The following is a 14,915-nucleotide window of genomic DNA, read 5'->3' as shown; positions in this document are numbered from 1 at the left end:
GCTTTCCCTTTCTTCCGCTGGAGTGCCTTCCCATGCTGAGCCCTGAGCAACAACAGCAATACGCGCGCGACGGTTTCCTGGTCCTGCCGGGCTTTAAACGCGCCGACGAGATCGCGGCCCTGCGCCAGCGCGCCGCCGAGATTGTCAACGATTTCGATCCAGCCAGCTCGCGCGCCATCTTCACCACGCGCGAGCAGGCCAAGCACACGGACGACTACTTCCTGCGCTCCGATAACACGATCCGCTGCTTCTTCGAGGAGGAGGCCTTCGGCCCGGATGGCGAGCTGTGCCAGGCCAAGGCGCTGTCGATCAATAAGATCGGCCACGCCATGCACGACCTCGATCCGGTGTTCTCGGCCTTCTCGCACGGCCCGGAACTGGCGGCGCTGGCGACCGACGTGGGCCTGGCCGTGCCGCAGCTGTGGCAGTCGATGTACATCTTCAAGCAGCCGGGCATCGGCGGTGAGGTGCGCTGGCACCAGGATGCGACCTATTTCGAGACGACGCCGATCAGCGTGACCACCTTCTGGTTCGCACTCGAAGACGCCAATCGCGACAACGGCTGTCTGTGGGTGGAACCGGGCGGCCACCGCTCGCCCCTGCGCGAGCGCTTCGTGCGCATGGGTGACGAAATCCGCGTTGAAAAACTCAGCGACCTGCCCTGGCCAGGCGACGCCACCGCCGTGCCTTTGGAAGCGCGCGCCGGCGATCTGGTGGTCTTCCATGGCCTGCTGCCGCACTACAGCGCGCCGAACCGCTCGCCGGTGTCGCGCCACGCCTTCACCCTGCACGTGACCGATGGCCGCACCGCGTACTCGCCGCTGAACTGGATTCAGCGCGACGCCAGCTTCCCGGTACGGGGCTTCCTCTGATGGAGATTCTGCTCTTCGCTCCGCACTGGGGCAGCAATCACCTGGCGCCGCAGGACTTCATCGCGCGCGCCAAGGACGCGGGCTTCGACGGCGTCGAGATGTCGCTGCCGCTGGATGACGCCGAACGTGCGCACTGGTGCGCGCTGATCGACCAAGCCGGCCTGCGCCTGATCGCGCAGCAGTGGGAGACGGTCTTCCATCCGCAGTTCGAATCCCACCGCGAGGCCTATGCGCGTTATCTGCGCAATGCCTGCGCGGCAGGCCCGCTGTTCGTCAATTCGCACTCGGGGCGCGACATCTACACGCCGGCGCAGAACCTGGAACTGCTCGACCTGGCCGCCAGCATCAGCGCCGACACCGGGGTGCCGATCTATCACGAGATCCATCGCGCCCGCTTTTCCGGCCACCCGATGCTGACCCTGCCCTATCTGGCGGCGCGTCCGCAGCTGCAGCTGACGGCCGACCTGTCGCACTGGTGCTGCGCCTGCGAGACCCTGCTGGAAGACCAACCGCACACGCTCGACACCGTGCTGCCCTGCGCGCGCCATGTACATGCGCGCGTCGGCCACAGCGAGGGGCCGCAGGTGACGGACTTCCGCGCACCCGAGTGGCGCGCCGCGCTCGAGGCGCACCTGGCCTGGTGGGACCGCATCGTGGATCTGCGCCGCGCCGCCGGCGCCAGCTACGCCAGCTTCACGCCGGAATTCGGCCCGGCGCCCTACACCAGCACCCTGCCCTACACGCAGATGCCGGTCAGCGACGCCTGGGAACTGAATGTGGCGATGAAGGACCTGCTGCGCGCCCGCTACGCCTGATCTTCGGAGCGCACCGCCTCGGCTTCGTGCTGGGGCGCGCTGCGCGGCAGCTGCAGCTTCACGCGCGTGCCCTGGCCGGGTGAAGAATCGACTTCGACCCGGCCGCCGAGGATGCCGGTGACGATGTTGTAGACGATGTTCATGCCCAGACCGGAGCCGCCGCGCCCCATCTTGGTGGTGAAGAAGGGGTCGAAGATCTGGCTCAGGGTCTTGGGGCTCATGCCGACGCCATCGTCGGCGAATTCGAGCAGCAGCTCCTGCTCGCCCAGCTCGCGCGCGCTGATGCGGATCGTGCCCTGGCCGCGCCCCTCGAAGCCGTGCAGCAGGGCGTTGTTGATCAGATTGCTGATCACCTGGCCGACCGAGCCGGGATAGGAATCCATCGCCAGCGCGGGCGGCACCTCCAGCAGTGTGCGGATGCCGGCGCGGCGCAGCTGCACGTGGTGGGTGGCCAGGGTGTCATGCAGCACCTCGGCCAGATTGAAGCTGCGCCGCACGTCATTGGTCTGGTCCACCGCCACCTGCTTGAACGAGTTGATCAGATCGGCCGCGCGGCGCAGCGAGCCGACCACGATCAGACAGCCCTGGCGCGTGTCCTGCACCATCTTCATCAGCGCGGAGCGGGTGATACCCGGCCCTTCGACCAGCTGCTCGAATTCGTGGAAGCGGTCGGCCAGGGCGCTGGCCGTCAGCAGGCTGTTGCCGATCGGAGTATTCAGTTCGTGTGCGACGCCGGCCACCAGCGCCCCGAGCGAGGCCATTTTCTCGGCCTGCAGCAGGTTGTTCTGGGCCTGGCGCAGCGCGGCCTCGGCCTGTTTGCGCGCGCTGATGTCCTGCACCACCCAGACGCTGGCTTCTTCGAGCTGGCGCCCGCGTATCGGCTTGCCGGCCACCAGACACCACACGCTGCGCCCATCCTTGCGCAGCAGTTCCAGTTCGCCTTCCCAGCGCCCGCTGCCGCTGGCCAGGGTCGCGCCCAGGCGCGCCAGCAGGCTATTGGCCGGACGGCCGATCAGATCGCCCTCCGAGAAGCCGAGGATGTCTTCCAGCCCGCGCGTGCAGCGCACGATGCGGCCGTGCTCCACCAGCACGATGCCGATGCTGGCCGCATCCTGAATCGCGCGCTGCTCGTCGAGCGTGGCGCGCAGCCGGGCGGCCAGGCCGCGGTTGCGGCCAGCGCTCATCATCAGCGCGGCGATCAGGGCGCTGATCACGACGCCGCTGACGCTGACCAGCACCACGCCCACGTATTCGCGCTCGTAGCGGCTGCCGGCCTGCGCCTCGAAGCGCAGCACCCATTGGCGCTGGGCCACGGCGATGCGCACCTCGCGCGTCAGCCCCGGCAGGGCGCGCCCGCCGGCGCCGGCCTCGTACATGAGGTTGGAAGCGGTGGCGCTGGCACGCGCGCCGTCGCTGACATTGCCGGCATCGTGGATGCGCAGGGCCAGATGGCGGTCGGCGCCGGGGGCGATCACCTCGCTCATCAGGGTGCGCACGCGGAACACGATCGCCACCAGCCCGACAAAGGCCGCGCGGCGCTGCGCCACCGTCGCCAGCGGCAGGCCTTTGCGGTAGACGGCGGCGCGCGCCACGAAGCCGCTCTGGGGAACGGCGTCCTGCACCAGGGTGATGCGTTCGGTGCTGACCACCTGGCCGCTGTCGCGCGCCAGCAGCACAGCGCGCCGGTGCGGAGCCAGCGCCCCCAGGTCGAGCCCGAGCGCGGACTCGTTGCCCAGCAGCGGTTCGGTGTACTCGATGACGAAGTGCTCGTCGTTGACCTGCTCCGGATGGATAGCAAAGCGCGGATAGCCGGCCGGCTCCAGGCTGGTGTCGCGCCGCACGCTGTCGGCATATGCGGCCAGATGGTCGTGCGGGACCACACGCACGAACTGGATCGCCTGGAAGCCCGGATAGCGCGACTCCAGCTGCAGCTCGCGCACGAAGCGGGCGAACTGCACGCGGCTGGTGTTTTCGTTGGAGGCGAACAGGCCCTTGAGGCTCAGCAGGCTGTCGAAATAGGTCTGCAGGCGCGCCTGGGTGTCGGCCGCCAGCTTGTCGGAGTCGCGCTGGAAGGCCGCGCGGATATTGCTGTCCTGGCTGTCGAGGACGAGCAGGGCTGCCAGGGCGGTCAGCAACCACCCCAGAAACAAAGCCAGCATGCCGCGGGTGCGCAGGCTGGCCATGGCCTTACTCGGGATCGCGGTACTGCGCGGCGATCTGCATGAAGGTCTCCTCGATGGCCAGCATGGCGTCGACGATATCGGGGTCGAAATGCTCGCCGCGTCCCTGGCGCACCATCTCCACCGCGGTTTCGTGCGTGAAGGCGGGGCGGTAGATGCGGCGCGAGACCAGCGCATCGTAGACGTCGGCCACGGCCATCAGGCGCGCCGACAGGGGAATCGCCTCACCGGCCAGGCCCTGCGGATAGCCGCTGCCATCCCATTTCTCCTGGTGCGAATAGGCGATATCGGCCGCATGGCGCAGGAAGGCATTGCTGCCGCCCATGCAGCTTTCCACCTCGCGGATCGCGTCGCGCCCGTACACGGTGTGCATCTTCATCTGGGCGAATTCCTCGGGCGTGAGGGCGCCGGGCTTGAGCAGGATCGCGTCCGGCACGCCGACCTGGCCGATGTCGTGCAGCGGCGCCGCGCGGAACAGCAGACCGATCGTGTCTTCATCGAGTTCGCGCGCAAAACGCGGGTGCTGCTGCAGATGGCGCGCCAGCGCCACCACATAGTGCTGGGTGCGGCGCAGATGGTTGACGGTGTCGTGGTTGCGGCTCTCGGCCAGGTTGGCCAGCGCCAGAATGGTGGCGTCGCGCATGCGCGACAGTTCCTCGGTGCGGGCGGCGACCAGGGTCTCGAGCTGCAGCGCGCGCTCGGCCAGCAGCCGGCGCGCCTGCGCCAGTTCGAGCTGGGTGGCCACACGCTGCTGCAGGCTGTCGGGGTCGAGCGGCAGGTCGAGGGTGTCGGCGGCGCCGGCCTGCAGCGCGGCGCTGCGCTGGGCCGCGTCAGTACACAGCACCAGCACCGGCAGCGCCGCCGTGGCGGGATCGGCGCACACGCGGGCGCACAGCTGCAGACCATCGGGTTCCGGCATGGCGGCCGCCAGCAGCAACACGTCGGGCTGCTGCTCCAGCATGCGCAGGGCCTGGGCGCCGCCATTGGCGAGCTTGACCTCGTAGCGCGCCTCCAGCAGCGCATTGATCTGCATGAGCTCACTGGTATCGGCGTCGGCTACCAGCACCCGCGGTCGTTCCCGTCCTTCCATCCACTCCTCCCGTCTGTGCGGTTCTCGGCGTTCTCCCCATGATACCCCCAGCGCGCCCGTGTGCCTACCGCCCAACATATGCATGAGAAATCCGGGCGGTTTTCAACCCGCTTTGAGTAGAATGCATATCTTCGCCAAACCCTCAAGGACACCGATGATCCGCACGCACGCCGGCCTCGCCGCCCTTCTTTTCCTTGCCCTGCCGGCCCTTGCGGCCGAACCTTTCGACGACAAATTCCGCCAGCTCGACGAGCTGCTCCCGACTCCGACCAGCGTGCGCGCGGCGTCGGGCGCGCCGGGCCACGCCTACTGGCAGCAGCGTGCCGACTACGTGATCCGCGCCAGTCTCGATGAAAGCAAGCGCGCCATCAGCGGCAGCGAGACCATCACCTACCATAACAAGTCGCCGGACACGCTGAACTACCTGTGGCTGCAGCTCGACCAGAACCTGTTCCGCGCCGATTCGGACACGCGCAAGAGCGCCACCCTGCCCTCGCGCGAAGCGTGGGCGAACGCGCGCGGCGAAGACGGTGTCAAGTTCGACACCCTGCGCAGCCTGTTCACGGCCCAGAGCTTCGAGGGCGGCTTCAGCATCGCCAATCTGAAGGGCGCCGACGGCCAGCCGCTGCGTTACACGATCAACCGCACGATGATGCGCATCGACCTGCCGCAGCCGCTCAAGCCGGGCGCGCGCGTCAGCTTCTCGCTCGACTGGCGCTTCAATATCCCCGAGCAGAAGGTGCTCGGCGGCCGTTCCGGCTATGAGCACTTCAGCGAAGACAAGAACGACCTGTTCGAAGTGGCCCAGTGGTTCCCGCGCATGGCCGCCTACTACGACACCTACGGCTGGCAGCACAAGCAGTTCCTCGGCTCGGGCGAATTCACGCTCGAATTCGGCGACTACGACGTGCAGCTGACCGTCCCGGCCGACCACGTGGTGGCCGCCACCGGCGAACTGCAGAACCCCGAGCAGGTGCTCAGCGCCGCCCAGCGCGAGCGTCTGGAAAAGGCCCGCACGGCCAGCCGCCCGGTGGTGATCGTCACCCAGCAGGAAGCGGAAGCGGCCGAGAAGCAGAAGGCCAGCGGCACCAAGACCTGGCACTTCAAGGCCAAGAACGTGCGCGACTTCGCCTGGGCCTCGAGCCGCAAATTCATCTGGGATGCGCAGGGCTACAAGAATGGCGGCACGAATATGCTGGCCATGTCCTACTACCCGAAAGAAGGCAATCCGCTGTGGGGCCAGTACTCGACGGCCGCCATCATCCACACGGTGGAGCAGTACAGCAAATACACGTTCGACTATCCGTATCCGGTGGCGATTTCCGTCAACGGCCCGGTGGGCGGCATGGAATACCCGATGATCTCGTTTAACGGCCCGCGTCCGGTCAAGGACAAGAAGACCGGCGAGATCACCTATCCGAAGCGCACCAAGATGGGCCTGATCGGCGTGATCATCCACGAAGTCGGCCACAACTACTTCCCAATGGTGGTCAACTCGGACGAGCGCCAGTGGACCTGGATGGATGAAGGCCTCAACACCTTCGTGCAGTACCTGGCGGAACAGGCCTGGGAAAAAGACTGGCCGCGCGGGCGCGGCGATCCGCGCATGATCGTCGACTACATGAAGTCGAAAAACCAGGTGCCGATCATGACCAACTCGGAGTCCCTGCTCCAGTTCGGGAACAACGCCTATGCCAAGCCGGCCACCGCGCTGAATATCCTGCGCGAGACGGTGCTCGGGCGCGAGCTGTTTGACTTCGCCTTCCGCGAGTACGCGCAGCGCTGGAAGTTCAAGCGCCCGACCCCGGCCGATTTCTTCCGCACGATGGAAGACGCCTCCGGCACGGACCTCGACTGGTTCTGGCGCGGCTGGTTCTACACCACCGACAATGTCGACATCAGCCTCGATGGCATCACCGAATACACGGTGTCGACCAAGGACCCGGAAGTCGAAAAAGCCCTCAAGCGCGCCCAGCGCAATGGCGAGCCGATCGCCATCGCCGACCAGCGCAATGCCAGCATGGCACGCCGCGTGGACAGCCAGCCGGAGCTGAAGGACTTCTACAACGAGCATGACGAATTCACCGTCACCAACAAGGACCGCAACCGCTATCAGGAGCAGCTGGCCGAACTCGAAGACTGGGAAAAGGCCCTGCTCAAGACCGGCAAGCACCTGTACATGGTCGACTTCTCCAACCTCGGCGGGCTGGTCATGCCGCTGATTCTGGAGATCGAATTCAAGAGCGGGAAAAAGACCATCGAGCGGATTCCGGCCGAAGTCTGGCGCTATTCGCCGAAGAAGATCACCAAACTCCTGATCACGGACGAACCGATCGTCGGCATCACCCAGGACCCGTTCATGGAGACGGCCGACGTCGACCCCTCGAACAATGCCTGGCCGCGTAAAATCCAGCAGTCGCGCGTCGAACTGTTCAAGACCGAGCGCAACACCATGCCCGACCTGATGAAGGACATGAAAACCCCGCTGCGCAAGGACACGAAAACGGAGAAAGCGAAATCGAGCGACTGACACGGCGCCGTTTTCTGGCCCTCGCCCTGCTGCTGGGCGTGGGCCAGGCGCATGCGCACCGCTTCCATGCGGCCCTCACCGACATCAGCTTCAATGCGCGGAGCGAGAGCCTGGAAGTGGTGCACACCCTGATGGCCCACGACCTCGAGCAGCTGATGCTCAACCTCTACCAGCGCGAGGTCGACTGGTCGCAGCCGGAGGATGAAGCCCTGCTGCGGCGCTACCTGGAACCGCGCTTCGCCCTGCTCGGGCGCGATGGCAAAGCCCTGCCGCTGCGCTGGCTCGGCATCCAGGTCGATACCGAAGCCCTGCGCGTCTACCTCGAACTGCCGGGCGCCCGGCTCGAGCAGATCGCCAGCGTGCGCAATGCCATCCTCACCGACTTCCTGGCCGATCAGGTCAATACCGTGAACCTGGGCAGCGGCGCCGCCGTGCGCAGCCTGACCTTCACGCGCCAGAGCCCCACCCTGCCCCTGCCCTGAGATGCGCTGGCCCTGGCTCCTGCTGCTGCTCGCGCGTGCCGCCAGCGCCGACGACGAGATCGTCCAGCGCGTGCTGGTCGAAGGCGCGCGCGCCAGCCAGCTCGGGGTGCTGGACGCCGCCAGCGCCGGCAGCCTGACCCAGAAGGAGCTGGCCGCGCGCCCGGTCTACCGGCCCGGCGAACTGCTCGAAGGGATCCCGGGCATGGTGGTCAGCCAGCACAGCGGCGAAGGCAAGGCCAACCAGTTCTACCTGCGCGGCTTTAATCTCGACCACGGCACCGATCTGCGCACCACGCTCGACGACATGCCGCTCAATCAGCGCAGCCATGCGCATGGCCAGGGCTGGACCGATCTGAACGTGCTGATCCCGGAACTGGTGGCGCGCATCGATTACCGCAAAGGCCCGTACAGCGCGCGCGCTGGCGACTTCAGCGCGGCCGGCGGCGCCGATATCCGCTATGCCGACCGCCTGCCCCAGGCCGTGTTCAGCGCCAGCGCCGGCCAGCAGGGCTACCGGCGCGTGCTGCTGGCGGCCAGCCCGGATGCCGCCGGCGGCAGTCTGCTGACGGCGCTGGAGGCAGTGGCCAAGGACGGCCCGTTCACCACACCCGAGGGCTACCGCAAGCTGAATGCCGTGCTGCGCTACAGCGAGGGCTTTGCCAACAATGGCTGGTCGCTCAGCGCCATGCTGCAGCAGGCGCACTGGATGGCGACCGACCAGATCCCGCTGCGCGCCGTGCAGGCCGGGACGCTGGGGCGCTTCGACGCGGTCGATCCGAGCGATGGCGGCGCCAGCACGCGCGCCAGCCTGTCGTGGCGCTGGCGCCGCAGCGATGCCGACAGCGCCAGCGCCGTCAGCGCCTATGTCGTGCGCGCCACGCTCGATCTGTATTCGAACTTCAGCTACTACCTGAACGACCCTGTGCATGGCGACCAGTTCGCCCAGCCCGACCAGCGCGTCACCAGTGGCATCGATGCGGCCCACACCTGGCACACCCACGACCAGGGACGGCGGCTCGACCTGACGCTGGGCCTGCAGGGCCAGCACGACAATGTCTTCAATGGCCTGCGCAGTACCGAGGCGCGCCAGACCCTGGCCGTGCTGCGCGCCGACCATCTGCGCGAATCGAGCGCGGCCGCCTATGCCGAAGCCAGCCTGCGCTGGTACGGGCCGTGGCGGCTGGCCGGCGGCCTGCGCCTGGACCACTACCGCTTCGCCGTGCGCGGCCAGGGCAGCCGCGCCGAACAGATCGCCAGCCCCACGCTGTCGGCCGTGTATGCGCCCGGCCCGGCCAGCGAGCTGTATCTGAATCTGGGCGGCGGCTTTCACAGCAATGATGCGCGCACCGTGCTTGGCGCCGATGCGCCCGGCCTGGTGCGCGCGCACGCGGCGGAACTGGGCTGGCGCGCCGCGCTCAGCCCGCGCTGGAGCCTGAGCGCGGCCCTGTACCAGCTCGATCTGGCCTCGGAACTGGTCTGGCTCGGCGACCAGGGCAGCACCGAGGCGCGCGGCGCCAGCCGCCGGCGCGGCGTTGAACTTTCGAGCTATCTGCTGCTCGCGCGCGGCATCCAGCTCGATGCCGATCTGGCGCTGGCGCGCGCCAGCTATCGCGACGGGGGCGAGCTGCCGGGCGCCGTGGCCGGGGTTGGCGCACTGGCCCTGCGTCTGGCCCCGGGCGGGCCGTGGTCGGGCGCGCTGCGCCTGCGCTGGTTCGGGCCGCGCGCCCTCAGCGAAGACGGGGTCTGGCGTTCGCAGGCCAGCAGCACGGTGAACGCCCGCCTCGCCTATGCCTGGCGCAGCGGCCCCACGCTGGAACTCGAGGTCTTCAATCTGACCAACCGGCGCGACAGCGCGATCGACTATGTGTACACGTCGCGCCTGCGCAACGAGGCGCAAGCCGTGGACGGGATTCACTTCCATCCGCTCGAACCGCGCAGTCTGCGGCTGGCCCTGGTCCAACGCTTCTGAGCCAAAGGTGTTAGCCTTAGGGCATGAAATCTCCGAGCCCCCCTTACACCCATCCGGCCCGCATCGACCATGATCTGCGCGAGCTGGGCTACGCGATCGTCCACCCGGACGACCTGTGCACGCTGGCTGGCCTGCGCCACGCCGATCTCGACGCCCTGCTGCCCAGCTGGCAGCACCTGGAAGCCGACGCTTTTCTGAAGGACGGCGGGCGCTACCGCCACCGCCGCCACGCCTGCTTCATCCAGCGCGGCGCCGAGCTGGCCCTGCAGCCGCACCGGCCGCACTGGCAGTCGGTCGAATACAACGCCCTGCACGGCGGCATGCAGCGCCTGTTTGCGCCGGTCGAGCCGGCCACGCTGGCCCTGCCGGCCTGGCCGCGCCTGCTCACGGCCCTCGGAAACACGGTTTCGCGCCTGCGCGGCGAACAGCCCTGGTATATCGAGGCGCACCAGTTCCGCATCGATACGCGCGACGGCATCGGCCGCCCCACGCCCGAAGGCGCGCACCGCGACGGTGTCGATCTGGTCGCCGTGCTGCTGGTCGGACGCCACCACATCAAGGGCGGCGAGACGCGCGTGTTCGCGGCCGACGGCCCGGCTGGCCAGCGCTTCACCATGCTCGAACCCTGGACCCTGCTGCTGCTCGACGACAGCCGCGTGATCCATGAATCGACGCCGATCCAGGCCACCGGCCCGGACGGCTACCGCGATACCCTGGTGCTGACCTACCGCGCCGGCGGCTTCCAGGGTCCGGCGTGACGCTGTCAGTACGACCTGGGCTGGCGGCTTCGCGGTAGAATCGGTTCACCCCAAGATGGAAGCGCGCATGGCTGAGAACGACAAGATCGATATCCTGATCGTGGAAGACAGCCCGACCCAGGCCGAACGCCTGCGCCGGCTGATCGACGCCCAGTGCTGGCACGGCCGCGTGGCCGGCAATGGCGTGCGCGCACTGGCCGCCATTGCCGAGCAGCGCCCGCGCCTGGTGCTGTCCGACATCGTGATGCCCGAGATGGATGGCTATGCGCTGTGCCGCGCCATCAAGGCCGACCCGGCCCTGCGCCAGGTGCCGGTGATCCTGGTGACGGCCCTGAACGACGCCCAGGACATCATCAAGGGCCTGGAGTCGGGCGCCGACAACTTCATCCGCAAGCCGTATGCCGACGATTATCTGCTGGCGCGCATCCGCCAGCTGCTGGCCAACCAGGACCTGCGCGAGCAGGATGGCGCCGGGCGCGGCATTGCGCTGGCCATGGGCGGGCAGGAATACCGGATCGAGGCGGCCCCGCAGCAGATTCTCGACCTGCTGATCTCGACCTACGAACAGGCGGTGCAGGTCAACAGCGAGCTGCAGACGCGCGAGCGCCAGGTGCTCGATCTGAATATGCGCCTGGCCCAGCACGCGGCCGAGCTCGAGGCGACCAACCGCGAAATCGCCGTCAAGAACATGGAACTGGCCGAGGCCAGCCGCATGAAGTCGGCCTTCATCGCCAATATGTCGCACGAGCTGCGCACACCGCTGAACGCCATCATCGGCTTCACCGGCGCCCTGCTGATGAAGCTGCCCGGTCCGCTGACGGGCGAGCAGGAGAAGCAGCTGAACACGATCCGCGCCTCGGCGCGCCACCTGCTCTCGCTGATCAACGACATTCTCGACGTGGCCAAGATCGAGGCCGGCAAAATGAGCCTGCATCCGGAGCCCGTGCATTGCCAGCCACTGCTGATGGAAGCCGTCGAAAGTTTGCGCCCGCTGGCCGCGCAAAAGGGCCTGGCGCTCGAACTCGATCTGCCGCCCGACCCGGTGACCGTGCAGACCGACCGCCGCGCCCTGACACAGATCGTGCTGAACCTGGTCGGCAACGGCCTCAAATTTACCGAGCAGGGGCGCGTGCGCGTGCAGCTCGCGCCGCCCGGCCCGGGCCTGTGCCTGGCCATCAGCGACACCGGCCAGGGCATCGCCGCGGCCGATCAGGCGCGCCTGTTCCAGGCCTTCTCCCAGGTCGACGGCTCGACCACGCGGCATGCCGAAGGGGCCGGCCTTGGCCTCTACCTGTGCCAGCAGCTGGCCCAGCTGCTGGGCGGGCAGATCACGCTCGACAGCGCGCTCGGCCAGGGCAGCACCTTCACGCTGCGCCTGCCCTGAGCGGCACCGGCCTCAGGCCACCTTAAATTTGCCGATTTCCTGCTGCAGCTTCTCGGCCTGCTCGGTCAGCATGGCCGAGGCGGAAGCGGTTTCCTCGACCAGGGCCGCATTCGCCTGGGTGTTGCGGTCCAGCTCCTGAATCGCGGCGCCGGCCTGCAGCACCCCATGCGCCTGTTCGCGCGAGGTGGCCGCCACTTCGCCCAGGTAGTCCTTGATCTTGCGCGCATTGGCGACGATGTCCTGCATGGCCGAACCGGCCTTCTCGGCCACCTCGGTGCCCAGCCCGACCTGGCTGACGCTGTTCGAGATCAGCTCCTTGATCTCGGCCGCCGCCGCCGCGCTGCGCTGGGCCAGATTGCGCACCTCGCTGGCGACGACGGCAAAGCCGCGTCCCTGCTCGCCGGCGCGCGCCGCCTCCACGGCCGCATTCAGGGCCAGGATATTGGTCTGGAAGGCGATGCCATTGATGACGCCGATGATGTCGCTGATCTTGGCCGAATGGGTGTGGATGGTGCGCATCGAATCGACGACTTCGGCGATGATCTGGCCGCCCGTTTCGGCGCTGTGCTCATTGTCGAGCGCGAAGCGGGCCGCCGTTTCGACCTGGTCGGTGTTGTTCCCGACCGTGCTGCCGATCTCCTCCATCGTGGCCGCCTGCTGTTCCAGCGCCGAGGCCGCCGCTTCGGTGCGGGCCGACAGGTCCATGCTGGCGCGCGTGATCTCGCCGCTGGTGCCATACAGCGCGTGGGCCGAGTGGCGCACCACCCGGATCAGCCCATGCAGGGCCGTATAGGTGCGCTGCAAGTCGCGGATCACGAAGGCCGGTTCGTCATTGCCGAGCGGGTCGGCCGGCGGGCGGCGCAGGTCGCCCTCGGCCATCTCCTGCAGATGCTGGGAAACGAGGCGCAGACCGCCCAGGGTGGCGCGGTAGAAGCAGGCAAAGAAGTAGGCGGCGACCAGGATGATCAGGCCGACGCCGGCGCCCAGCGCCAGCATGCGCCGCTGTGAGGACTCGAGGCGCGCCTTGAGCAGATCGTCGAGGCTGGCAAGCATCTGGCGCGCCAGCGCGAAGTTGGCGTCCATCGCGCGCTTGCCGGCCTCGAGGTAGGCGGCGCGGCGCTCGGGGCGCAGCTCGTCGGCGTCGATCACGTCCTTGTCGGCCAGGGCGAGGAAGGCCTTGATGGCCTGATTGGCCGGGGCGATCATCTTGTCGGCGTCGAGCACGCGGCCGTGCGCATTGACCTGCTGCAGGTCGGTCTCGAGCTTTTTGGCGGTGAACACCACGACCGTCTCGGCCGCATTCATCTCCTGCATCTGGATCGGATCGAGCGTCTTCTGGCCGCCCATGGCGCTGGCGCCGGTGGTCAGCATGCGCGCCACCGGTTCGATCATGTCGGGGAAGCGGTCGGCCGCGGCCAGCATCAGGTAGTAGGAGGTCTCCTCCGGATCGAGGGCCAGCTGCGAGGTGCGCGTGACCAGATCGATGCCGTCGAGGATTTGCTGCTCCCACTGGCCGTAGGCGCGGTAGGCGGCGCGCGCATCGCTCTGGGCCAGGGCCTTGCCGAGCCCGTCCTTCAGGGCCGGCAGCAGCTTCTCGGTGCCGAGGTCGGCGCCGATCTGTTTGTCGAGGTCGGCCAGGCGCGCCAGGGCCGGCTGGATGCGCGCCTGCTGAGCCGCCGCGCTCAGCGGCTGTGCGCTGGCCAAGCCCAGGATGGCGTCGCGGCGCAGGTTCTGCGCCTGTTCGAGCAGATCGAACAGGGCCAGGTTGTAGACCACGCCCTTGCGCTCGTCCTTGGCTACCTGCTGGGTTTCGAGCGCAGCCGTCACATACAGGTAGAGCAGGCTGACGATGGTCAGCACGAACAGGGCGGAAATCAGCAGCGCCTTGCTGACGAAACTGACATTGCGCATCAGGCGCACGCCCGGCCCGAACACGCCATGCGCCTCGTACAGGGTGCGGCCGTCCTTGCTGGCCGGCGGCGGAGCCAGCAAGGCGCGCAGTTCAGGGCTATTCGATTGGTGTTGCATACCAGTGCACTCCGTTTCAGGACAGGAAAGGCCGCAGCAGCGCGCGCGTGCTGGGCAGATCGATGGGTTTGCCGATACAGGCGCTGGCGCCGGCCGCGCGCAGGCGCTGCGCGACCAGCTCACTGTCATGCCCGGTGACCATCACCACCGGCAGCACATCCGCCCCCCAGCGTGCGCGGATGCGCGCCAGGGTGGCGGCGCCGTCGAGCACCGGCATCATCAGGTCGAGCAGCACCAGCGCGTAGTGGCTGCGCGCCAGGCAGTCGAGCGCCTGCTGGCCGTCTTCGACCAGCACCGGCTGGGCGCCGAGCGAACGCACGAGCATGGCCAGCAGCTGGCGCACCAGCACGTCGTCGTCGGCGATCAGCACCTGCGCCGCCCGCGTCATGGCCGCGCGCTCAGTACTTCTGGACCACGTTCACGCCGCCGGCCGGCTTGGCCGTCACGTAGCCGACCGCGCCCGGGGTCGACTTGACCGCATTGAGCACGTCGGCGTCGCCGCCCTTGAGCGGCGGCGGATTGAGGCCCTCGCGGAAGCCCTTCTTGGCCCAGATGGTGCCGTACTTGCCGGCGTCCAGGCTCATCACCTTGGCCAGGAAGTCCTTCTGGGCGGCCGCGTTGTCGAGCGGGACCAGCTTGGTGCCGCCGGCGATCTGCTTATCGCCGAGGAAGATGTCGCGCACGTCGGCCGCCTCGACCTTCACGCCCGGGTGGGTGATCACATACAGCTCGCCGGCCCAGGCCGACAGGCTCAGGCCAAGGGCGATCAGGCCAACGCTCAGTTTCTGGAATGGGAATGTCATGCGG

General features: G+C 68.0%; 12 protein-coding genes. 7 read left to right on the top strand and 5 right to left on the bottom strand.

Features of this window, described 5'->3' with window-relative positions; all coding sequences use genetic code 11:
* Positions 1–32: 32 nt before the first annotated feature.
* On the top strand, positions 33–872 hold the full coding sequence (locus LZ005_RS04975) for a phytanoyl-CoA dioxygenase family protein (RefSeq protein ID WP_237805283.1): 840 nt from the start codon (positions 33–35) through the stop codon (positions 870–872).
* Entirely contained in the window at positions 872–1,687 is an 816-nt protein-coding gene (locus LZ005_RS04970) for a sugar phosphate isomerase/epimerase (protein WP_237805281.1), read from the top strand. Before LZ005_RS04975 ends, LZ005_RS04970 begins: the two co-directional genes overlap by 1 nt.
* On the opposite strand, the gene LZ005_RS04965 is transcribed toward LZ005_RS04970, so the two are convergent.
* Both LZ005_RS04965 and LZ005_RS04960 read right to left on the bottom strand, forming a co-directional pair.
* Complete coding sequence (locus LZ005_RS04965; RefSeq protein ID WP_237805280.1) at positions 1,678–3,870, bottom strand: CHASE domain-containing protein; 2,193 nt, start codon at positions 3,868–3,870, stop codon at positions 1,678–1,680. The genes LZ005_RS04970 and LZ005_RS04965 overlap by 10 nt on opposite strands.
* 4 nt (positions 3,871–3,874) lie before the next feature.
* Positions 3,875–4,933: an HD domain-containing phosphohydrolase gene (locus tag LZ005_RS04960; RefSeq protein WP_237805278.1), complete on the bottom strand. Its 1,059-nt coding sequence runs from the start codon at positions 4,931–4,933 to the stop codon at positions 3,875–3,877.
* Between the two features lie 178 nt (positions 4,934–5,111).
* On the opposite strand from LZ005_RS04960, the gene LZ005_RS04955 reads away from it, so the two are divergent.
* From LZ005_RS04955 to LZ005_RS04935, 5 genes are all read left to right on the top strand, one after another.
* Complete coding sequence (locus LZ005_RS04955) at positions 5,112–7,487, top strand: M1 family metallopeptidase (protein WP_237805275.1); 2,376 nt, start codon at positions 5,112–5,114, stop codon at positions 7,485–7,487.
* Positions 7,488–7,525: 38 nt separating this feature from the next.
* On the top strand, positions 7,526–7,969 hold the full coding sequence (locus tag LZ005_RS04950) for a DUF6702 family protein (RefSeq protein ID WP_237805273.1): 444 nt from the start codon (positions 7,526–7,528) through the stop codon (positions 7,967–7,969).
* A gap of 1 nt (position 7,970) precedes the next feature.
* Positions 7,971–9,938 (top strand): TonB-dependent receptor, encoded by a 1,968-nt coding sequence (locus LZ005_RS04945; RefSeq protein WP_237805271.1) that lies wholly within the window; start codon positions 7,971–7,973, stop codon positions 9,936–9,938.
* A 23-nt stretch (positions 9,939–9,961) separates the two neighbouring features.
* The gene (locus tag LZ005_RS04940) at positions 9,962–10,696 is read left to right on the top strand and encodes a 2OG-Fe dioxygenase family protein (protein ID WP_237805269.1); all 735 of its coding nucleotides are present in this window, start codon (positions 9,962–9,964) and stop codon (positions 10,694–10,696) included.
* A 67-nt stretch (positions 10,697–10,763) separates the two neighbouring features.
* Complete coding sequence (locus LZ005_RS04935; RefSeq protein ID WP_237805267.1) at positions 10,764–12,080, top strand: hybrid sensor histidine kinase/response regulator; 1,317 nt, start codon at positions 10,764–10,766, stop codon at positions 12,078–12,080.
* A gap of 12 nt (positions 12,081–12,092) precedes the next feature.
* On the opposite strand, the gene LZ005_RS04930 is transcribed toward LZ005_RS04935, so the two are convergent.
* From LZ005_RS04930 to LZ005_RS04920, 3 genes are read right to left on the bottom strand one after another with little or no spacing between them, the layout of a single operon-like run.
* Positions 12,093–14,108, bottom strand: coding sequence for a methyl-accepting chemotaxis protein (locus LZ005_RS04930; RefSeq protein WP_237805265.1), 2,016 nt, complete (start codon positions 14,106–14,108; stop codon positions 12,093–12,095).
* A gap of 16 nt (positions 14,109–14,124) precedes the next feature.
* A complete protein-coding gene (locus LZ005_RS04925) occupies positions 14,125–14,496 on the bottom strand; it encodes a response regulator (protein WP_237805263.1) in 372 nt (123 codons plus the stop codon).
* A gap of 10 nt (positions 14,497–14,506) precedes the next feature.
* Positions 14,507–14,911, bottom strand: a complete 405-nt coding sequence (locus LZ005_RS04920) for a hypothetical protein (protein ID WP_237805261.1) — start codon at positions 14,909–14,911, stop codon at positions 14,507–14,509.
* Between the last annotated feature and the right edge of the window lie 4 nt (positions 14,912–14,915).

Source organism: Massilia sp. TS11, from assembly GCF_022012445.1.
GTDB lineage: Bacteria > Pseudomonadota > Gammaproteobacteria > Burkholderiales > Burkholderiaceae_D > Telluria.
The sequence above is the reverse complement of the archived record's forward strand: the minus strand, read 5'-3'. Positions and strand labels throughout refer to the sequence as shown.